The organism is Cerasicoccus frondis (assembly GCA_031296915.1).
Taxonomy (GTDB): domain Bacteria; phylum Verrucomicrobiota; class Verrucomicrobiia; order Opitutales; family Cerasicoccaceae; genus Cerasicoccus; species Cerasicoccus frondis.
This window is the reverse complement of the sequence record JAVDPC010000014.1, coordinates 92,259-114,526: the sequence shown is the minus strand read 5'-3', so window position 1 is coordinate 114,526 and position 22,268 is coordinate 92,259. Positions and strand designations below refer to the sequence as shown.

The 22,268-nt window shown below is 53.0% G+C and carries 9 protein-coding genes; 2 read left to right on the top strand and 7 right to left on the bottom strand.

The features are described 5' to 3' along the window. Positions 1–230: 230 nt before the first annotated feature. From RBB63_RS12455 to RBB63_RS12445, 3 genes are all read right to left on the bottom strand, one after another. On the bottom strand, positions 231–1,733 hold the full coding sequence (locus RBB63_RS12455; protein ID WP_309384686.1) for a glycosyl hydrolase family 28-related protein: 1,503 nt from the start codon (positions 1,731–1,733) through the stop codon (positions 231–233). 95 nt (positions 1,734–1,828) lie between these two features. Further along, positions 1,829–2,944 (bottom strand): hypothetical protein, encoded by a 1,116-nt coding sequence (locus RBB63_RS12450; protein WP_309384684.1) that lies wholly within the window; start codon positions 2,942–2,944, stop codon positions 1,829–1,831. A gap of 69 nt (positions 2,945–3,013) precedes the next feature. Continuing rightward, positions 3,014–4,735, bottom strand: coding sequence for a CBM96 family carbohydrate-binding protein (locus RBB63_RS12445; RefSeq protein ID WP_309384683.1), 1,722 nt, complete (start codon positions 4,733–4,735; stop codon positions 3,014–3,016). A gap of 645 nt (positions 4,736–5,380) precedes the next feature. On the opposite strand from RBB63_RS12445, the gene RBB63_RS12440 reads away from it, so the two are divergent. Further along, positions 5,381–7,864: a hypothetical protein gene (locus tag RBB63_RS12440; RefSeq protein ID WP_309384681.1), complete on the top strand. Its 2,484-nt coding sequence runs from the start codon at positions 5,381–5,383 to the stop codon at positions 7,862–7,864. Then, positions 7,861–9,273 (top strand): hypothetical protein, encoded by a 1,413-nt coding sequence (locus RBB63_RS12435; RefSeq protein ID WP_309384679.1) that lies wholly within the window; start codon positions 7,861–7,863, stop codon positions 9,271–9,273. Before RBB63_RS12440 ends, RBB63_RS12435 begins: the two co-directional genes overlap by 4 nt. A 101-nt stretch (positions 9,274–9,374) precedes the next feature. On the opposite strand, the gene RBB63_RS12430 is transcribed toward RBB63_RS12435, so the two are convergent. From RBB63_RS12430 to RBB63_RS12415, 4 genes are read right to left on the bottom strand one after another with little or no spacing between them, the layout of a single operon-like run. Then, on the bottom strand, positions 9,375–10,307 hold the full coding sequence (locus RBB63_RS12430; protein WP_309384677.1) for a peptidylprolyl isomerase: 933 nt from the start codon (positions 10,305–10,307) through the stop codon (positions 9,375–9,377). Continuing rightward, positions 10,304–11,359, bottom strand: a complete 1,056-nt coding sequence (locus RBB63_RS12425; RefSeq protein ID WP_309384675.1) for a hypothetical protein — start codon at positions 11,357–11,359, stop codon at positions 10,304–10,306. Before RBB63_RS12425 ends, RBB63_RS12430 begins: the two co-directional genes overlap by 4 nt. A gap of 12 nt (positions 11,360–11,371) precedes the next feature. After that, entirely contained in the window at positions 11,372–20,509 is a 9,138-nt protein-coding gene (locus RBB63_RS12420; protein WP_309384673.1) for a hypothetical protein, read from the bottom strand. Between the two features lie 38 nt (positions 20,510–20,547). Beyond that, the gene (locus RBB63_RS12415) at positions 20,548–22,236 is read right to left on the bottom strand and encodes a hypothetical protein (protein ID WP_309384671.1); all 1,689 of its coding nucleotides are present in this window, start codon (positions 22,234–22,236) and stop codon (positions 20,548–20,550) included. Positions 22,237–22,268 lie beyond the last annotated feature (32 nt).

Here is a 22,268-nt window from a genome sequence, read left to right as displayed (position 1 = left end):
GTATACACAGTAATGCGAGCCCAGCAGCAGACGGGCCAACTAGAATGAGAACTGCCTACAGGGCAATTTAACCCTAGGCAATCTCTGATTCTGCAATCTGCCAATGCAACGACCAGCCAGCGTGATCAACATTCAAGCAGATGAAGTAGATGCCATCCTATCATATCGGAACGCACACACACTCCACAGACTTTTATCCTCCTCCGATTTCGGGAGCTGGTCAAAATAGCTTACTCATCTGGTCTCTGCTCCAATCGTCGCTTGAGCTGCGCCGCATGCAAATCAGCAGGCTGCAGTTGTTCTGGCGGGATCGCCTCCCACCAGACTCCATTTGGGTCGGTCGTCGAAGGATGATCCGTTTTCAGGCCGACAAACATCAGTGACTCTGGCCCGAAACCAGGCTTGGGAGGCTGAATATTTTGCTCCGACCTAAACCCCCAAAACACACCACGCGCAGCGCTGTGCTTGCCCAATGCCTCGCCGCCACCGCAGTGCCAGATATCCGTGCCCTTGCCAACATCCAGATTACAAAATAAATTCTGATAGGGCGCGCGGCGGTGGTGATCCAATCTCATATCCACGGCGCGACCATTCTTGACCACGTTCCGCGATGCATGATGGTCAACGGTGATGTCATGAATGAACTCAGTCTGGATATCGAAATTCTCCAACAAGCAATCATTCCCCATATCCAAGCCATGGTGGCCGGTCTTCCCACTTGCGTCCGGCTCACGATCAGACTCGATCACCACCCCATCGATCGTGCAATTGTAGCCCCTGACATAGATACCGCTGTCACAGTTGACAATGTGTACATTGCGCACCCAGCAATCAGCGGCGCGATTAATCGCGATGGCATTGTATCCCAATTCGGTAAAGTGCCCTTCGTAGGGAGTATTCGGAAACTCAAAACCCAAGTCTTCAACGCCTGACTCAAAAACAGTAAAGTCCGAACCACGCAGCAATGGATTCCACTCCGGCCGCAGATCAAAGCTCAAGGGGCGCTCAAGCTTCACGCGCTGATTGTCGATCTCCATTATACGGCTACGCATGTTGACGCTGACCTTATTGATGTTCTGCACATCCCCAGAATCACCGGAATAGAGATGCTCAAGCAGAGAGCCAGGCTCGTCCTCATTGACCGCCACCAATACAACATCCCCCACTGCAAGCCGATCCGCCGACTCTACGTCCACCCAATGATCACCACGTTCCGCAGTGCCAGAAATTTTCGTTAACCAAGGCCACTTGTAGCTGCCCTTGAGCCATACAATGCCCCCGCTCCAGGAATAGTTCGAAGTAGGTCGACCGGCTGTCGTGGCGCTCATGTTGGGCTTTATTTCCTCGAGGGGCTTGGGACAATACAGCACGCTTTGCTCCGGGCCCGCGCCGCGCAAAACTAAGTTGGGCTTTGTAATCCAAAGTATATCGGTGATGAGATAGCGACCGGCTGGCACAAAAATCGCGCCCGCATCGGTCTGGGCAATGGCGTCCTTGAAGGCCTGCGTGTCGTCGTGCACGCCATCTCCAACCGCTCCAAAATCCTTCACCGAGCAAACCACTTCATATTCGGGTAACGGATCTTCGCCAAAATGATAACCCGCAAACGAGAAGTCGGGCAAACGCCCCCCGGGCGCCCACTCCTCACCGTTCTGGCCCCAGAGTTCAGAGTACTGCTGAGCATGTGCGCTAGTCGCAAGCGCACCAGCAGCGATGATGAGGGAAGATTTCATGAACTGTCGGAGTAAAAATAAACGCGGAGAAATCACAGCCATATCTCACCAGAAATTGCGTTCCATTCAAGCCAGAACCACCCTCAAGGGCTGGGTCAGTAGCCGATCAAATTCTGCTTATGCAGCATTTGTTGTGGCCGCTCAGTCACGGATTCACCAGAACGCCGGGCGATTTCACTCTGAGTCGCCAAGCGGAGTTCCGCATCCGTTATCGCCCCCGCCCAGTTATTGGCGCAGGCGGCGTCATCCAAGCAAATGCTTTGGGCGAAACACGCCAACGCCCGGTCGAGTGAAGGTGAGTCTGCATATTGGTTTAGCCAATCCGCAACGACACCGGGCTGCTCCGTCGCCAGCCAATCCACCACTGCTGACATCGCGACGGACTTCGCGGCGGGCGATTCCAACTGTGCAATAAACTCATCCGCCCGCTCCAAATCTACCCGCGTCCAGTGTACCGCAGCTTCGGCAATTGAAACCGTTTCCGAAGCAGGGTCTGCGTGCTCAACCAACCATGCAGTCGCCGCTCTGGGATCGAGATTCAGCCAATGGCCCATTGCATGTCGAGCCGCAGTTCCCCGCAAACCGTCCGGCAGCGCATACACCCAGCTCATTGCCGCGCTGGGGTCGACCGCCGCGTATGCATAAGCCATATCATATACCAAATAATCTTTACCGTAGGCGTCCGGCAATGCGCCGACATAATTCACAGCCGAAGCCATATCCATTGACGCCCAACTACGCAAGGCAGCCACGCCAGCGTCCAGACGCACATCCCCTTCCAATGCCTGCATGGCGTAGTTCACTGCGCCGACGCCATCAAAGTAAGCCCAACGCTCCAGCAACAGTTCATAAAAAGCTTTGTATCGCAAAGCATCTGGCATCATCTGCTCTACCAGCGTCCGGACCTCATCGATGTTTCCTGCATTTAATTCATGCAGAGCCAACTCGAACGCTTCATATCGACTTTGAATATTTTCCTCCAACAACGCCAACTGCACACGTGACGCTAACGGCGCCATCGACACGTCCAGACTCGGCGCCCAAGCCTCCTGTGTTTTCATTATCTGCACCAACGCGTCATCTTTGTCCGCGAGGCCATAGTCGGAAGCCGATCGCTGTTGTTGATTAGCGCCCGGTCCAGAGCGCAGATAAAGCCAAGTCACGCCAAGCATTGCCAGCGCAAAACCGAACAAAATCAAATTTCGTTTCATCAATCTATAAAGCTGCGAAAGGAATTTGCCTTCCGCAGCTAGTTTAGAATATTCCGTCAATCAGAGCATCTAGGGATTCTCTACGAGTTGCCACATTTGTGATGTCCACAGCGGATCGAGCGTCTGCTGCACGATATTCACGTCGTCACCGACGCCTGCATTGTAGGGGCGTAGCACCTTGCCAGTGTATTTGTTTTCGATTTGATAGGCGCCGCTACCGGCATCGTGGAACTCCCACTTTTGCGAATCCCAGAAGGAGCTGTATGCATACTGGACCAGATTAACGTTGTCCCCGGTCCCAGCATCCAAGGGACGCAGGGATTTACCCGTATACTTGTTGATAATGCTGTAGTAGCCGCCACCCACATCACTGACATACCACTTCTGGCTGTTCCAAGCGGTATCCAATGTATGCTGGACGATTTGCACATTGTCACCCGTCCCCGCATCAAGTGGACGCAACGCCTTACCCGTGTAGACATTGATGATATTTTTTGTGCCTTCAATGTCGCCGCCACCGCTATCAGTTTTAGTTCCACTCCACACCCGGACGTAATCCACTTCCATGACTTGATTATTCACCTGCGTACCGGGATTGTTGCCTCCCCATCCGCCCAACTGAAGCGAGAGAATCAGGTAAGCAGGCACACTCAACACACGGGAATTGGTCCAACTCGCAGTGTTAACGCCATCCACATAGAATTCCAATCGGTTCGGCTCCCAATAAAGGCCGTAGGTATGGAAGCCATCGCCCGTTGCCGAGAACGTAATGTTCGGCCACTCCTGGCTTTGATGTGAGGAACCATAGCCATCCCAGTGAACAGCGTGCTGAATCTTTTCCGATCCCCAGATGCCCAGCGCTTCCATGATGTCCACTTCCATGCCGCCATAAAAGGTGTCCGCAGTATTTCCCCATGAATCCTTGACTTCGAGAGTCGTCGCACTGCCATAGTTCGTGCTCGCATAGCTTCCCCAACGCACCGTGGCGTCCTGCGACGCATAAAAAGTTTGTCCGTTGATCACGAGCTTCGGTCGATCCGCCTGCGTCGCGGCCTCACTGCTGTAAAACTGCAGAAGCTGATCGCGCATAAACGTGTCCGCCAGACAAAGGCTCACCACGTCATCGCCACTTGTTTCCTGGGAAACATAGTCGGTTAGATCCAGCGTCACCGTACTGCCCACCGTCACCGTAGTATTCCAGGCCTGCGCGAGCCAACACGGATTCGGCGTCGGCGCATTGTTCCAATTAATCGTCGACTCCGACCAGGAGCCATCAGCCACTGGAAGCACCAGCAAATTATTCGTTCCGTTCGTTTGCCCGCCAGCGATCGTCAACTGCAACTGTGCCGAGCTGACCGATCCGCTGAAGCCGCTGACGTCGAACTTTAAATACGTCCGTCGATAATTAGCCTGCGCCCCATATTCACCACGATCCGGCATTAGCCAGAAGGCCGGCCACAATCCGGTCACCGCAGGATACTTAACCCGGGCCTCAAAATAGCCGTTCTGCTGATTAAAATTGGCAAAGGTGCTGACCTCACCGCAGGAGTAGGAGTAACTCGTCCCGCTCATCACGGTGTCATCCGTCGAGGCCATGAGTTTCAACGTCCCGCTGGAAACAGTGATGTTGCTGGGATCATTTCCACCAGAGCCCGCAATTCCCTGATAATGCGTGCCGACGCGCCACTTGGCTCCGTCAAGCGTGGAACCGCTAAAGTTATCTTCAAAAGTCAGCGTCCAATCACCGTCAATGGGTGGAGCCTGTGCGAATAATCGCGGTGAGACCGCCATTAATAACAAAGCTGACCCGGCAAGACAGGCCAGCGAATTACACAAGTAGGGCATTCGCATATTTTCGTGGGGTTAGTTATTTTTGGGTACAGCGAACCGCCAAGACCACCGATAGGAGTTCAATATTCGAAGGGTGACTAGGCGCAAGAAAACCGGGGTGAAACAGTGCGCTTAGGTCAGCATTCGATAACAGCGATTCGTGAGATTAAAAGGGTGACTCAAGTCTAGCACACTTGTTGACAAATCGTTAGTGTGCATCTGATGCAATGCTTGTGCGTTTCCGACCGACTACGAAAATCGAATGACAGGAAACCCAAAGCCACAAACTAGCATATTAACACCGAATTAACTCATTATTATAACACATTGTATAAATTTGACGAATATTAGTGTTGGTTTTTTACTATATTTTTAGATATACCTTCACCATTACCGCAATTCATCGCTACTATTAGGCCTGGGGCCTAAATAAGCCATTCGTGTGGCTGAAGCACTTCTACATGCTTCAACGACACTTTTTTACCTACTGTCATTCTGGCCCGCCGTAAGCAGCATACTCCCTGGCAGCTCATCGGTCAGGGCATACATTTACGGCTGAACTCCTGTCAGCCGTAACCATCGCTATCAAGCTAATGGCTGTTCGTCATGTCCAAACTGCCTAGTTCTGACCTGTCGTCCTCTTACTCTCCCTGGATGCCAGTCATGCTCGTTATACTTTCTATGGCGGGAGGAGTCACTTCCTATTTCAACCGTCCCTACAGCGACACACGACCGTCCATCGACTCCAAAAACGACGAGTTCGTGATCGAAATGCAGGGCGAAAATGTCCCAGCGCGTTTGTGGCAAGACCCGCTCAAAGCGTTGGACGAACACCTGAAACAATTTCAAGATTCGGGACTCAGCCCCGACACGCATGTCCAACGCCTGGCCAACGTAAGAGAGCAACTGCAATTGGCCGATTCGACGGATCCCTTAACGATCGATCCTCCAAAACCACGGTCGATCTCTTTGCTGATTCTCCCAATACAGTGCTTCAACATCAATGTAGAAGCACTTATGCGCAATGCAGCAGATATGTGGAGATGCGCTTGGTCAGCGCACTATAACATTCCTAAAAACACGAACTCGGGGACAGCTGAAAATTCAAGAACCGACAAAGCGTCTCAGAAGAACTACGACTGGACGAAGCTTGAGGCGTTGATCAAAGAGCGGGACTTCTACATTGAGCATGATCGCAGCACAATTCTACATGAGTCCTACAACGCCCTTCTGGCCCGCATTCACGGTAGCAGGGCTCTCTGCGAACCAGCCAAACCGCTAACCCCCGCTCCTCGCAACACCACAGAATGGCAAGAGTTCCACAGCTTCTTCAGCATGTCGCCAGAAATGGTAGACAACCCACGTAGCCACAAAAAGCTAGTTCTGTTGGCGATGGTCAATTCGCGGAATTATCCCGAAGACACGGAGAAACGCATACGGATGCGGCATGCGATCATGGCTGGCCTAAGTAACGAAGGTTACTATCCCGAGGACGCGGACCACATTGGCGTATTCGAGCTTCGCAGCCCGAGCGAATCGAACATGACCAAGGCCCTGTTTGGTCAGTCATGCGCCAAAGGCAGCTTCGAGCAAAACCTGTCTCATGTCCCCTACGAATGGTTTGTTCGCGATAAGCTCAATCCGAAAAATCCGTTTGGCTATGAAGAAGTATTGGTTCTGTGGGTAAATGAGGACGCCCTCGATGATTCAATCTCCAAGCGCCTAATCTACCTACTGCACCACATCGGATTGGCGCACTTCCAAATGAAAGGACGATTTAACGAAGACCCCATCGTATTCTTCCAAAAGCCCAAACAAAAGAACATTGATTTAAAAATCATCGGGCCTTCAGGCACAAACACACTGGAGTTAATGCTCAAGGAATTGAAGGCCAACCTGATCAAGCGACAGGGCGCTGATCCAAGCCCGGCACTCATGCAGATTTCACCAAGCAATGCCTCAAAAGACCCGATCCCCATCTACTCACCCTACTCCACCGTCCCGTCAGAAATGCTATTGCGTATGGTCGAGATTGACGCCGCCAGCGAACAAGCCGATCAGGTCATCAGCTCCCTGTTCAAACAAGCTGGATTTTCATTCCGCAGAACACTGCTTACCGACGACGTTCTGGCCAAGGCAATGTTAGCCGAGCTAGCTCGTCGAAAAGTAAACTTCACCGAGGACATCGATGAAGAACGCCTCATTCTGTTTTCTGATCGAGATACCGCCTTTGGTCGCGCCCTGCCACGCGTCTTTATTAGTGAAATCAATGAGCAGCGAATCGCTGGCCACGGGAAAAATAACTGGAGCATCCCGCAGGATGTCATCTCCTATGGATATTTACGCGGACTCGATGGCCGACTCATCACGGGAGGCAGTAAATCAAACGCTAGCAATGCGCAAATTCCGAATAAGAATGACCCTGCGCTTTCACTAATGGAGCTCGCCAACGGGCCCTCTCAGCACGACTACTTTCGACGCATTGCCTTCGACACACTCAATCGAAATGAAATTGACGAGACAAGCGTCCGCGCCGTCGGTGTGCTCGGCAGCGACATACACGATAAAATATTAATTCTTCAGGCATTACGTCGGTCATTCTCCAACGCGATTTTCTTTACCACCGACCTGGATGCTCAACTCCTGCACCTGAACATCATCGACTCAACGCGCAATCTGCTCATTGCCTCATCCCATGGCCTCAAACTCGACGGAACTCTACAGGGCTCCACTGCTCCACTCAGGAACTCCTACCAAACATCTGCCTACCTGGCCACTCTCTGTGCATTGGGCAATAAGGATGCCGGGCAGGCTTTGGAAAAAAATAGCTTCCAACCGAAAATCTACGAAATTGGTTCCGATGGCTGGGCTTACGACCTGACGCCAACACGAGACACTGGCAACCGCAGCGCGCTGGGTGACTCCGTTTCTAAGTCTAATGGAAAATGGCCAGCGCTGGTCACCATTACATTTTTCTTTTTAGCATTCATGCTCGCCATGGTTTACTTCCGCTTCGATGTGCTGCACTCACACCTGAAGCGACTCTATGAGGCCTCCAATATACTAAACCCGAAAACGACCGAATCATGAGTGATGCGACCAACCACAAATCCTCGACCAAAGATTTCGGCTACCAACTGTTAAGCCGCCTGATCAACCTTTGGTTCGCCGTTTCCATTGTCATTGCTCTCGCCCTTGTCGTTAGCATTTATCGCTCCCATTACGATCCTACCGGCGAGCCGTGGTCGACCTCGGGAGGGGTGAGTATCTGGATGACAGAAATCATCCGACTTGTCGCCTGCATTGCCACCGGGTTCTTTATCCTTGAAGGCCTGGTCCGCTTCAATTTAGCCAAACTCCAGATATCACGCTATTTTAAACTACCAGCACCGACTTTGCGCTACACACATTTCGGGCACATCATTCGCTATCTCAAAACGAGCCCACAAGAAATCTGGATAAAACTGGGCATGTGGATTGCAAAATTCTTTCTAATTTTGCGGCGCCCTGAAAAGCTTTTTGAGTCAGACTCCGCAGCCAAAAGCGTACTAGAACCCGTCTCTGTAAAAGCAGTATGGAAACAATTCACGCACAGCACCAACACCCCAATGCTGCTGGCGTATTCCTTCTTACTCGCAATATTCCTCATGGGCTGTGCGATCCTCATCGTTAAAACATTTGGCTCACCCGTCGTCCCAGCTCGCGGAGATCTCGCATTCAACACCGATCAGTTCATGCTCCGCTTTTGCCTTTTCTGGCTATATTTCCTGCTCTCGATGATCATCCTCATCAACCATCGGACCTCCAGGCTCATCAAAGATCTTTCATTCCACTGGACTAAATGGCCGCGTGAAATTGTGAATCCGCGCAGCACAATCAACGCGAGCGCTACTGCCGATGAGGAAGATTTGTTCCCCAAACGTCTAGTTGAGGCAATTGCTGAGAATTCGACAAAGAAAGTATCGACCGAATCAACGAATCCCGAAATCAGCGAAAGTGAGAATCCGGACATCACTCACCACTATCTATTCGAATGGCTGAAAATTTCCTTAATCGCCAAGATAACAACGCCAGGAATGAATTTGATCGTCGGTCCCTTTTTCATCCTGTTTCTCATGCTGCTATCACGGTGGGATAAATTTGATCGCTGGACCTGGCCTCTGGGTCTGGTGCTAGTGATCTTAATATTTTTTGCAATCGTCCTCTTTAGTGCCATTCGCCTACGCACCGTTGCGGAATCTGCACGCAAACGCGCACTAGCGAGACTGGCCAGAGCCAAATTAGAGGTCATCGACTTTTCCTTGAGCCCAAACCCAAATTCAGAATTTGCAAATCACGAAAAACTCATCGACACCGCGATGGAACAAATTCGTGGATTGAAACGCGGCGCATTCGAGCCATTGTCCACCAATCCGATTCTTGTCGCCATTCTAGTGCCCTTCGGAGGCGCGGGTGGCATCGTCCTCTTGGAATATATTTTATCCAACTCCACGCTGTGACTCTGCCTTACTTTGCCAGCGAGAAGAACCGGCGGCAGTTACAAGCAGCGGCGATGCCGGTTCATGAGCATAAAAAACAATCCAGTAAAGCACCCCGCAAGTTACATGCCGCTGAACTTCGGTGCGCTTGAAGCATTCGATTTCTCTGTCTGCGCGATTCCTTCGAGGCGCTCGTAGAAGAACTGCACGTCGCGATTCAGGATTTCTGATTGGTAGTCATTCGTTGCTTGTTGGGCTGCGTGGGCCTGCAGTTGCGTTTTCAGGCGTTCGTGCACATCGTCGAGCGAAGGTTGTTTGGCAGGTTGATAAGCGTTGGCCTTGGCGAGGTAAACAGCGCGGTCGGTTTCGATCAGGATGATGTCAGCTAAGCTAGCGTTCCTCGCTTCATTAAAGAGAGCTTGAATGAGTTCCGGTGAATAGCCGCGCGTCGTCTCGCCTTCGGTGAAGTAACCGATATCGCCAGCGCGGTAGCGTGACGCTTGGTCAGCGGAATGCTGCTGGGCATACTTGGCGAACTGTCGGTCGCGATCGACGGCGGGGAGATCGCGTAATTGAGCAAGCAGGCTTAAAGCAAGCTGTTGGGCTTGGGGTTGATCCGTTCCGTGCTCAATCAAGATTACTTGGGCGCGTAGGCGCGTAGGCGCGCCATACTGATCCTGGCTCTGCTCAAACTTTGATTGTATGTCGGCTTCGCTGATGGTGTATTCCCGTGGATCGTCCGCTGGCGCATGACGCTGATCCCAGGTTGTCGCGAGCAACGCCTCAATCCGTTGTTGCACGAGCGGATCGTCCAGGTAACCTGCGGCAATCGCTCGCTGAGCTTTGGCTTTTTTGAGCGCTGCTTCCCGAAGGGCAAGGGTCAACCCTTCGCGCGTCTGCGACACGGGACGGGCGCCAGGGCGGCTCAAAAGATCTTCCAGATAAATAGATTTTTCCCCGACCGTCGCCAAGGCCTCCGGGTCAGTTTTTTTGGCGCAAGACGCTACGAGAAACATCAAAGCCGTGGCTGTCAAAATTGAGCAAATCAATTTCATTCTTCGGTGACTTTGAAGACGAAGAAAAATGCCTTGTCGCTACCGGAAAATGGTTTCGTCGCCGACAGCAGGTCATCACTGTCCTCGTCCATCGCGAGGCCATTTTCAGACCAGGTTTTCATGTCGCTGCTGTATTCGATGCTACGCAGGATTCCGTTGCGTCGAGGCGCGAACACGCCGGGCAGCGAAACCTGATAGGTCATGTTGCTGTTGGTGGCGGACAGCGAAATCATTGCCTGCTCAAGTAGTTGGCCGTCGTCGGCATTCGGGTCGCCTTCGAGGGCAAACTCGAGGCAATTCGCCAGCCCGTCGCCATCAGCGTCCGCATCGAACGCGGCGAGCGGATCGGCCAAGGAAAAACCATGCATCTGAATCCACTCGTTGTAGGTCAAACCGTAAGGGTCGTCGCCGTTCAGGTACTCTTCCAGGTTCGACTTTCCGTCGCCGTCCATGTCGCCATCGGCGTCATTGGAATTATTATTCAGCCCTAAATCATCATTTTCCACCCCGACCATTGCATCGGCAAAAAGTTCTTCATAAGCGTCCGGCAATCCATCCGCATCCCAATCGCTCACTTCGGGATCGAAGGATAAATCCACGCGCTCGATGAGGCCACGATTGTTGACGCCAAAGGTAAACGTGTCGGCAGTGCTGCCCGATTGGCCAACGATGTAAAGCGTCTGCCCATCGAGAGTCACGGTCGCGCGATTGACCGTCTGGTCAGCGTTGGTCGAGATGACTGCTTCGCCAGTTCCGTTGGCTTCGCCGTCAGGCAGTTTTTCGACGGGGATTTGAATGCTGTATTGGTAGACGGTTCCTTCGACCGGTTCGATGTCCGTGGCAACCTGAAAACTGCTGCCGACCGAGGGCTGGATCGTCCAGACCAGCGTGCCATCGTCAACATTTTCAGGGCTGGCGTTCACGGCTCCATCGGCGGGCGTGCCGGCCTTGAGAATGCGTCCGTAAAAGATGATATCCGGCTCTGATATCGTCGCCGCAGTTATGCTGCAGAAGCAGGTAATTGCACAGATTGAAAGTAAGGCTATTTTCATGAGTTAAATTGTTTAAAGGCCGGAATAGCTATAGGTTTCAAAGACAAGTTTGATGTCCGTCACACCCGTATCGTCTGAGTCGATGGGATCACCAAAAATGAATCGCGTGATGCCCTCGTCCGGATCAGCGAGCAAGCTGTCGCCAGTTATGATGAGCATCCACTCAGTGTTCCAAACCGACCGGCCAATCAACCGCGTATCGCTGGTCATTTCCGACTGGTCGAAGCCATCGTCGTGGTAGGCGCGGAAGCGGGTGTAGCGTCGCAACGTGTCCCAGCCTTCCGTCACGGTGTCGATGGACGGTATCCAGTCATCATCGGTATCATAATTACCGATACTCGTCTCGGGCGTGGGAATTGCCTGATCATAGACGATAAATTCGCGAGTCTCCTCACTCGAAGGCGCACGGATGATATCGATGCCCACCGGGAGCAGGTAAACCCGCGGAGTCAGCGTCAACTCGTTGCCATCATAGTTCTCGAACCAAACGCCCAGTGACGACACGCGCGTGGAGTAGCGAGAGGAATCAAAGTAACTGTCTCCACCTCCGAGCGGCCAGCCAAAGAAGTTTTTCCCGGAAGCAATCGCGGTGCTGAAGGTGATCACCAACGCTGGCAGCGGTCCACTGCTTTCGGAACGACTGGGGCTGCAGTAGCGTCGATACTCCGGCAGGTCCCAGACATTGGAAACATACGAGGCCATCAAGGTGTCACGCCAGGCATCATCGCTGTCGGCGGTGCTCTTGATGCGGAAGGCCTCCTTGCGCAGTGAGAAACGATTGGTTTCCACTTGCGGGTTGTTGATGCCGTAGCTCGTGCGCACATTGGAGAAGAGAATGTCCATGTCGGCGAGCGGCTCTGATAGCCCTTCGCTACCGGCGATTGGATCTCCGCTCTGGCTGAACTCCCCCAAGGTACGCTGGCGAATGATGTTGTCGTAGAACCTCCAACCCGCGTTGCTGTCGTCGGCCAACAGCGTGGTCTCGTAGTCAAACGCCCGGGCAGCCAGATACGTGTAACGAGCCGCCATATCGAAAGCGGCGCGATACTTCTGCAGGGCGTCGTTGCGGAAGATGCGGAAGGTCATGTCCTGGTAACGCGCTTCTTGAGTCGTGCCCGCTGCCTGACGACGAATGAGCGCACGCTCTTCGAGCAAGCGCTGCCCCTCCGCCAAAGTGGCTTCGAACTCAGCCAGTTTCGTGGTGACCGCCAAAACATTCTGATACACTTCGTAGCGCGCTGCTGTCTCATCACGCAACAACCCTTCAATCACCGCCAGCTGCTTCTGGATCTCGTATTTATATCCTACTTGATCGATATCATACTTCGTATTATAAGACAGGACGTTACGTTCATGTTCGGTTTGCCATGCAAGGTTTTCTTGAATTCCTGCACTGAAGTATAAGCCTGCTTCGGCAATGCCTGAGATAGCAGCCATGTACCCTCCCCTAAACGGAGCAAGGATATCCCCGCCATCAACATGAGCAGACGTTGGCACGAATTCCGCAGACACTTTCAATCCGCGATAGATGGCATCGCCAGACCGCGAGAGCATCGCGGCATTACTACGTTGATCGGCAAGCTTTTTTGATAGATCGGAGTACTCATCGCTAAATTCTTCATAGAGGGCAATCTGTTCTGCCCGCACATTGTACAGACTTTCCAGCACCTCGACCTGATCTTCTGCTTTCTGTATGATCGCCCAATGTTTGGCCTGTGCTTCCCTTACCAACGTCTGTAGGCGGAGCGCTTCAATCAAGATGAGCTGCAGCTCGCCAGGCGCACGCCGCGAGCCCCAAGACTCAGGTGCAATCGCAGAATAGTCTGCTGTCGCCACATAGGGATACTCTACATCAAACGTGGCGTCCTCTCCAACACCAATATAGCCTGTAGCAGTGCTGCTGTCTGCATCTGTTTCGAATAGAAAATTGTAGAGACGACTCCCATCGCTCGTCGCTTCATCTTTAAAGGCGTTAAATGTCGCCACAACAGTATCCATCTCGGACTCGGGCAAATCCGCTTCCGAGACGGAGTTCGCGTCAACATACATGAAGTGATACAAATCGGGTCCATTATAATTAAGCGGATAGGTTTTACCGATGCCAATATCCCCCGTGTATGGGTAACCAAAAACCTCGATCAGGCGACTGCGGTAATCCATTTCCTGTTGCTCGACCTGCAGGGCGAAATCAGCCGCATCAAGCGTCCCCTGACGAATGCGCTGAGTCTGCTCGTTGGCAAAATCGAAGACTTGCAGTGCATTCGCGGAAGCATCGAGTGCACGATCATAGATTTGCTCAAAATGGCTACGGGGATTTCCCGTATCATTAAAGAGCGCCGGATCGATATCGAAGGGCGTTGCCCGCGAATCAATACCCAACGGATTCAGACCGCGGTCATAACGGGCAATGGTTCTCTCCAACTCTGTTACCACACTCGATAGGGCATACAACTCGTCCACCGTGGTGCGGTCAACCTTGGCCAGCAAATCGGTATCTTCCGTGTCTTCCTCCGGTAGAATTGCATTACCCACCACCCAGTTAGCCAACGCTCCCTGAGCAGTGCGTCGCCCCCACTCGTCAACGCCCCAAGCGCGTTCCGTATCCGTGTCCTTATAGCCCTGCCACTGACCGCTCGGGTTACCGGTGTAACGGTCACGGTACTCAAGTTGCATCACCTCCAGTCCCGTCCGGGCGAGACCAAGGGCAGCAGCGGCAAATTTCTTCTCCGATAAATAATCCACCTCGACTGAGGTTCCTGCAATGGTCGTGCCCTCCGTGTGCGCCTGCCAGTCATACTCCGGATGACGCAAGAGGCCGTAGTATTCCTTGAGCGCCGTCAAGTAATGTCCCCAAGCATCTCCATGCCCCATAGGAAACATGACCTTCGCATCATATTCATTAATAAGCCCGTCCGGGTCAGCATCCGTGATCGCGTAAGCTGTGTTGTAGATGGCTTCACCGTCGGTGTTATAATTCCACGGTAAGCGGTTGTAGAGCGGGAAAGCCGGGAAACCACTTAGATCGCGACCACGCAATAGAATAAGCTCCTCCGCCAACAAATCGGGAACGGCAGCCAATCCCTCGAAGGCAAAGTAGGTCGGCGCCAAGTAGCCCGCGTCGGATGAAGTCGTATAACCAATGGTCGGGTCCTGAGCATCTGCGTAAGCTTCATTAGCCAACAGCATGTATAAGTCGGCTGTCCGAGTTGCAGCAAATAAGAGTTGGTCACGCACACCCGAAGTACTGAGCGCCGGGTTGGCTTCAAGACTCAGTTTGAGCGCACGATTGTGAACCGTGCGATAGAGTGCAATGAGTCCGATGCTGTTCAGGTAATCCACATCACTGCCATTGAGCGCGATGTCCCCTACGTAAGGCGACCCCGCCTGCTCAATCATGCTAACGTAAGTTTCCGTTTCGCTACTGTGGAAATCGCTGAAGCGTTGCTCGAATGGGTTAATGTTTTCCAGCACACGCTTTACCCAGCCTTTCAGAAAATGCGGGTAAGGGTCACTCGTCGTTCCTTGGGCGTCTCCGGCATAGCCAAACCAATCATCAACTGAAATGGCATCCGTCTCCAGGCCATTGTAACGCACCAGCAGCCAGCCGTCACTGAGCACTTCAGTGCCGCTTTCGATCGCCAATCGGTTGAGCCCATAGCCTTCGGCGATTTTCAGCCAAGTACCACCAGGGCCAGCATCATCGCCTACCACTATGGCGGGATGGCTTTTGCCTGCGGCATTATTTTCGGAAGCGTATTCCTGCCACCACCATTCAAAATAAAGCTCATCAGCGCGCCCACCGAAATCACTACGGTGGCGCACGTAGCAACTTTCCGCCAACAGGTTTTCATTTTCGAAATTCACTAACTGCCCCACGACACCGGAATCCACAACTTTGATCAGGTGCACGTTGACAGGATCCGTCAGCGACTCGTCATTATTTTCAGCGATGGCAATGTAACCCTCACCCGATGAGAAGGCGGTCGTCAGTCCCCCACCACCGATGCTCGCAATGTGCTGGTAACCGACTTCATCGGGATCATCACTTTCGGTCAGGCCAATAAGAATGTCGCTCGAAACGACGCCGTAGCCGTATTCAGTTTCGCCAGTAAATGCGTTAGCCGAACTGTTAATCTCACGGACTTGCTGCGGATTCCGAGTCAGCAGGTAGAGATTCTCAATGATCAGATCCCAATCGGTGGATTCCGCGCTTTCGACTCCGTCCGCATCGTCAAGCAACTTGATTTCGGCGGCCTCGGCGGCCGTCATCACGTTCGGCAACATGACGGGATCGCCACTGGCGGAATTGTCTGGCGCCAGCCCCTTGAAGACGAAATCGTCCTCGGTCGGGTCGTAGTAAAATCGAGAAACGAGATCGGGAGAAAGATCCTCAAACTCATAGAGGTTGTCCGTGGTTAGGATCGCCTCCAACTCGATGACCAAAGCATCATCAGCATCCAGCAGTTGCAGAGACGTGCCCAGACCAAAGCCATGCAAATCAGGGGCCATATACCGACGCGGGCTCACCATATCATAGATGCGGGCTGACGGCAGCGTGGCCTTGGTTGTAGTCGCGCTGCTCGACTGGTTGTCTCCGTTGGAGTCGACGTCCCGGCTGTCGTAAATAATTTCCGCCGAAAGCATATTGTAAATTCCTGGGAGGCCTCCGGCTCGTTCATAGGCGACCGTATCGCCAACATTCATGGTCGCAATATCTCCCGGCCATTCGATGTTGTAGTAGATGCTGATCGGGGTCGTGGAGCTATACCCGCCGGTGAGCCAGGGGACGTCCGTGTCGCTGTCCTGCACGCCATCTCCATCAGCGTCATACCAGAACCCATCATAGAGCTTGTAATAATACTGCGCGGTCATGGCGCCTGCGCTCACTGCCCACACCTGCCCGGTCCGGTCCAACCAATACGGATCGCCGTAACCAATCGTCTGCGTCGAGTAAAATGCGCTGCGCAAGAGCGGAAAGGGCGCGTAAACCGCGCTGCCCGCCGTACCGTCGGAAACGTCAAAGGACGGGTAGTTACTGTCAGTTTGCAGCACCTCATAGATGCGGTAGTCCCAAAGCTGCTCGGTTTCGTCGAAGAAGCGCACGAGCACAAACGTATCGGAGGTCGTTGTGCCACTGGGTTTGTTGTTCAGATCGTTGCGTAGCGCATAGGCTGTCGTCGCTCCCGTCCGCTGCCCAGGGAGAAGGACTGCATGCTCCTCGTTGGGGTTATATCCCATGAGCTTCTTATCCGGCTGGCTGTAAATGCTGATGCTAGTCTCGTTTTCCGTGAAGGACTCTTGGTAAACGCCAGCGGCGTCCATACCCTCTGAGCCTTCTTCGCTCGCGATGACAATTCGACCGTAGTCACTGGGCCAAGAGACTGTGTAATGAATGACTTCATAGGGCCACAGAATCGTGCCCGTGCTGTCCGCATGTTGCGTAAACCAGGCGACCTCGAGATCATCTTCCTCTTTCTCAATGAGCTCGTTTTGGACAGTCGTATCTACAACAAACTCTTCTAAATTCACTGGGATGATTTGGCCTAGATACGCATCGCGGTCGTAAACATTCGAATTCGCATCCACCCGCGCCAGCTCCCGCATGACGTAACCAGTGCGGGGATCTCCATCCACAGTTTCCTGTACCGCTTCAGCGGGGATGGGAATTGTTTCTCCAATCAATGCGGCATCCGTCGTCACATGGTCTTCCCAATTGACCGCGCGTATAACCACAAAGTCAGGGATGACAGAGGTAACGTCGGCGCCATCGTCCAGAAACAACAGGGTGCTGTAGCCAGCTTCGGTGGTAATCAACGAATAGTCTTCATTGATCGTATTGCTTTCAGTGTACTGAAGTTTTTGGAAGACCTTATCGCTGTCGCCCCGATTCAGAACAACATTTGGAATTAAATCTCCATAAAGATATTCGATGAGTCCCTCCTCCACGGTAGGCCAGCGGATCGCGATGGCATAACCCTGCTTGTAGAGAGAGATCGACGAATCCGAAGTCGGTTCAGCACACAACATGCGCACCCGGATTTCCCCCGCCGCGTAGGCGTTGAAAGTCGTTGGATCCGTGTAAACCGGAAGGTTACTGCCGTAATCACTCAAGTCGGGGTAATACGTGGCAGTGGACGAAGAGCTAATGATCGCGCCGCTCACCGGTTCGAGCTCATCGCCGACCACATACTCGCGCCAATCGAGGAACTCTGTCTGGCCTTCACCCGTATCCGCCTTGATCGCGAAGGTGACCACGCCCGCCTGATCCACTGCATCCTGAAGCAATGAAAGCCCACGGCTAGTCAAAGGGAAATCTTTGGCGTTAATGACCGTCAAATCCGGCTCGTAGGGGTAGAGATATTTGGCGCCGACCGTCTCGTAGGAAGGTGAACCGCCCGACCGCTCCCACCACAAATCTGGCGTCGTATACTGATTCAGTTCGTCGTAGGGATGATACTCGACCGTAATGGGATACGCCACCCCTTCAGTGAGGGAACGCAGCGCGATGCTGCTACTGCCATCATCATCATATTTGAAGAAAGTCTTGTTGTTGATGGTGACCTTCACGTATCTGCCATAAGGCATCCTGACGGTGTATGTGCCAGAATTGGGCGCCACGATCCAACCAGTCCAAACTACGCTGTAACCGACGTCACGTGAGACAGGTGAGTTGTCCACCCAATCGAAATCGATTGGGCCGTCGATACGCTCCATCTCGATCGTCCCGGTAAAGGGCGTATTGTAAAGCGGCCACTCCGGCAGGGTGAAATTAAACTGCTTGCTCGTATGGTTATCTGTGCCGCTGGTATAGCGATCATTATTAAAATCGTAGACCACTCCATTGATGCGGGCCTGAAAATTATCCGCATACCAACTCGCACGCGCCAAAGAAATAAACTTAATCGGCTGAGCTTGCCCGGCATGAAAAGCTTTCGTGTAACTTACCTGCGGGTTCTGGTTATAAAATTGCATTTTGACGGTCGATCCGTCCGCCACTACCCCGCTATCAACGGGGATTGCGGTCCAACCCACGGTCATATCGCCCGATTGTATTCTGTATAATTTTGAATTTTTATCGGTTACAGTGGGCACTTCTCCCAGCTCAAAGGCGCCTTGTCCCGACCAGATCGACGCGCAGTAAATGCTGGGTTCTTTCCAGTTATTGCCGTAATCAAAGCCATACGCATAATGAATGGCCATGCTGAATCCCTCCAAGTCAATAAAGCCAGGTTCCGCCCAGCCATGGCCGTGAACATGGGTGCTCTCGCTGGTCTCAAACCCGTAGATTCCCTGGTGAATATCATCGTGAGAACCATAGGGATACTCGTAGGCAGTGCCATACACACCAATAGCGCCCTTGATCTCGCCCTTCACTTCGAAGGAGGTAATCTCTTCGTAGCCCGAAAGTTCATTGAGGTAATAGGTTCCTTTGAGGCCAGCGCCGCCAGTATCCAGATTCAGCACCGTTCCGTTAGCGACGCTCCAGTAAGCTGACTGCAAACGGTTGAGAGAGAGCATCGCGGAATAGACTTCACTTCCCCCGGAACTACGAGTGTCCTCCACCCAGTTACAGGTGCTGCCGGTGGTCGAAATGTCGAAGCTGGCCAGGTAAGCCGCCTGCACCGTGGGGGCAGACTGGTCTCCCTTGAGGGCGATATTACTCGAACTCAGGGTAACATCGCCCGTATAACTGCCCGCGAGAAAGTAGTCCCCCTGGAAGCGTCGCACAAGGTGCGTGGCGGTATCCTCTCCAGTGCCCCCGGTTGCTTCCGCCCAGACGAACTTGCCATTGGGATTGAGCAGCGCCAGGAAGCCATTGGATGTAGCGGAGCTGGCGCTGACGCTGGTCGAAGTGAAGCTGGTATTGTAATTAAATTTCGCCGTCTCCCCGTCGTAGAGATTGCCCGCAATGACAACGCTGGTCCCGTCGTAGAGATCTGGCTCGATCGCCAGAGCATTGACTGTCGCATAGCCGGACACCGTCGCCACCCAGGAACTGGCGCCCGAGTTTTTCATCGCCATGACAAAGCCATCTTCCTCGGCCCCAGAATCAAAGGCGCTACCTGCAGTCAGGTCTCCTGACCAGTAACCGCAGACATAAACTTTATTGTCTCCCGGGTCCGGGCTCGTTTCGATCTGCGTGATGGTGGAAAACCCATCGGCATTACGAACCGTACTCACCGGCTTCAACCAGTCCCAAGACCACTCCGGGTTACCGGAAGCCGAGATGGTTGAATAAGTGGCTTTGATGACAAATGCCCATGTCCCGCTATTGTCAGTCTGGCTTGCGTCGGAATCAACCGAGCAAAGGAAGTAATCTTCGCTGCCGCCATCCAAGCCGAGATAGTAGTCCCACTCCCCCGAACTAGGCACGGCGCCAGCAAGGTCTGAAGTGTCGACTTCTCCCTTGATATAAACCGTGATGCCGCCTGAATCGTTCAGGGTCTGAGCCACACTGGCCAGACTATCGCCAACTGTGTTACCTTCGCGCAAACCGCCGCCCATACGCCCTGTAGTGATGCGGATACCGGACAACGTCTTTCCGCTAACCGCAGAACCATTGGACTCCACCGTGGCGCTCAGTGGTATCGGATTGACCTCACCCCAGTTGCCACTGGAGTCGATGGTGGCCAAGAAAATGTTGCGCGCATCGGAACCAAGGCCACTCGAATTGTCATTGGCCTTGATCGTCTCACCGCCAAAGATGGCGTCGCCTTCTATGTATCCAGAAACATACACGTTTCCGCTCGTATCCACCACAATGCCCGTCGCGGCATCCTGTCCGGGTCCACCAGCAGTTGCGGTCCAAACCACCTGCCCCTCATAGTCATACTTGATGACAAAGATATCCGTCTCGCCGTAAGCCGAAGTCGAAACGATGTTTTCCGCCACCTGCTCAACAGGCGTTGTGATCGCGCTAGCCCCAGCGGCGACATCGCTGCTTTGGTAGAGCGTGGACTTCAAGTCCGGCGATGTCGTCGCACCGGCAACATACAAGTTGCCCTCTTCATCAGATGTCGTGGCGAGGATAAACTCAGAGGCAGACCCATCGAGTTTGAATGACATTGCGGTGTCCAACAACTCTGCGCGCAGGCACACCTGAGTAGCTAGGAACAGCAAAATCGTCAGCAAGGAACGGTTTTGGCACATGGTATTTACAGCAAGTTCAAATAGTTACAGGCAACGTCCTATTGGACGAGTTCCAGTCCGGAGATGTGTTCCAGTCTGAAGGAACCAGAGATGCTAACGGGATCCTTATAGGCTCCAGTCATGACTTCGGTGTAGGTTCCGGAAAGAACGCCCAAACCTTCATCCGGGGAGGGCGCAACGCTATCGGCAAAAACAAAGGTAAACGCACGCTCAATGTCCCAGACCTCCAGTTTGTATTCGGGATAGTTCGCGTTATCGGTCAGCGCTACGCCATCGCTGTCGAGGTTATCATGCTTGGGGTGGTGCTGATGATAGAATGGATGTGTTCGCTGCGTCTTATCGATCGTCAGCGAACCGTTGAGTGTCGTCTCCAAAGAGCCAGTCAGCATCAACGCATCCTCATCGAAGCCATAGGTCATCGCGCTGAAGCGCGCCCCATACGAACTGCCGTCGCGATACCACAGTCCATCATAATCCGCGAGCAATTCGTCATTGGCGACAAGCACTGGCTGCACGTCGCTATTATCATTGGTTTCACCCACCAGGTACGCCTCTTTGAGTAGACGGACCGCACCATCAGCTGAAACATGCAAGATAACGTTGAACGTAAACTCACTTTCCGTGGCGATAGGAACCGCAGTAGGGGCAACATCATTCACATAGCTGACGGCGTCGAGAATCACCGAGCCATACCACAGACCGGTATCAGTCAGGGCATCATCCGTACTCACGCGGACATGCACGCGCATGCCTCCGCCTGAAATGGTTAGTATGTCCTCACTCCCAGCTTCGCCAGCCGAACGCACAATGCCGAGAATGATCGTTTGCTGCTCGTCGACGCCAATGTCTTCAGTATAACCCGCAACATCCTCCCACACGGAATCAGCAGTCGCGGCATTCAACCCCACATAGTAGGTCAGCGGCATATCTGCTCCCATGGACAAAGTTAAGTCTGTGAGATCGTATCGGGAATTATTCATGACACTCAGCGAGGAAGTCCCCGAAGAAGCGCCAAAATCAATGCCATCAAGCCCCAGTGAATACAAAGTCCAGGGCCCCGTGTCGTAAATCGTTCCATCATTATAAACCCAGTAAGCGACGCCGCTCTGCACGAGTTCGTTCTGCGGCGCTGCAACCAGATTCCAGTCGCCGTCGGCATCCATTTGATACACCAACAAATCGGCAGCCGCGTCGGCATCCAAGTTGAGGAAATCCTGAAAAGTTATGGCCGTAGCAGGATCGACATGGAAGCCCGTGAGCTTATAGGTCTGGCTCTCCCAAGGCGTCCGGCGATAGATCGGCTCGCCACTGATTGAAATCGTGGTGTCAACCGTTGCCTTGATTAAATAGCACCGACCGCCATAGATGCTGCTCAAGGTGCTCAGCGCGGTAGTGTCCGGATCAGCGAGGTAAAAATACCAGCCATCCGAACTGAAGGATGCTTCATTAGGGCTCGAAATAAATTCTGCATCCGTCGAACTGGATTTCCCGAACCACACGGCTTCGATGTCCGCATTGGCGAACACTTCAGCAGGCGCCGCGCCTTCAGGATCAACCTCTAAGTAAACGGCGTTCCACCCTGCATTGAGTGCGATCTCCTGGGTGACCTCCGTACCAGTTACGGAGTAAATGGAGTCAGCCGTAAGAGAAGAAATCGCAAGCAGACAACTCGCAATTATAGCCAAATTGCGCGCCGAATGAAGTAAGCCAGACACATGAAGTTTCATGTGCGATATGATACACTAGGAACATGAACGGC

Bases quoted from the DNA above. Each gene is read 5' to 3' on its own strand.
- RBB63_RS12455 (WP_309384686.1), bottom strand. From the start codon at position 1,733: ATGAAATCTTCCCTCATCATCGCTGCTGGTGCGCTTGCGACTAGCGCA.
- RBB63_RS12450 (WP_309384684.1), bottom strand. From the start codon at position 2,944: ATGAAACGAAATTTGATTTTGTTCGGTTTTGCGCTGGCAATGCTTGGC.
- RBB63_RS12445 (WP_309384683.1), bottom strand. From the start codon at position 4,735: ATGGCGGTCTCACCGCGATTATTCGCACAGGCTCCACCCATTGACGGT.
- RBB63_RS12440 (WP_309384681.1), top strand. From the start codon at position 5,381: ATGTCCAAACTGCCTAGTTCTGACCTGTCGTCCTCTTACTCTCCCTGG.
- RBB63_RS12435 (WP_309384679.1), top strand. From the start codon at position 7,861: ATGAGTGATGCGACCAACCACAAATCCTCGACCAAAGATTTCGGCTAC.
- RBB63_RS12430 (WP_309384677.1), bottom strand. From the start codon at position 10,307: ATGAAATTGATTTGCTCAATTTTGACAGCCACGGCTTTGATGTTTCTC.
- RBB63_RS12425 (WP_309384675.1), bottom strand. From the start codon at position 11,359: ATGAAAATAGCCTTACTTTCAATCTGTGCAATTACCTGCTTCTGCAGC.
- RBB63_RS12420 (WP_309384673.1), bottom strand. From the start codon at position 20,509: ATGTGCCAAAACCGTTCCTTGCTGACGATTTTGCTGTTCCTAGCTACT.
- RBB63_RS12415 (WP_309384671.1), bottom strand. From the start codon at position 22,236: ATGAAACTTCATGTGTCTGGCTTACTTCATTCGGCGCGCAATTTGGCT.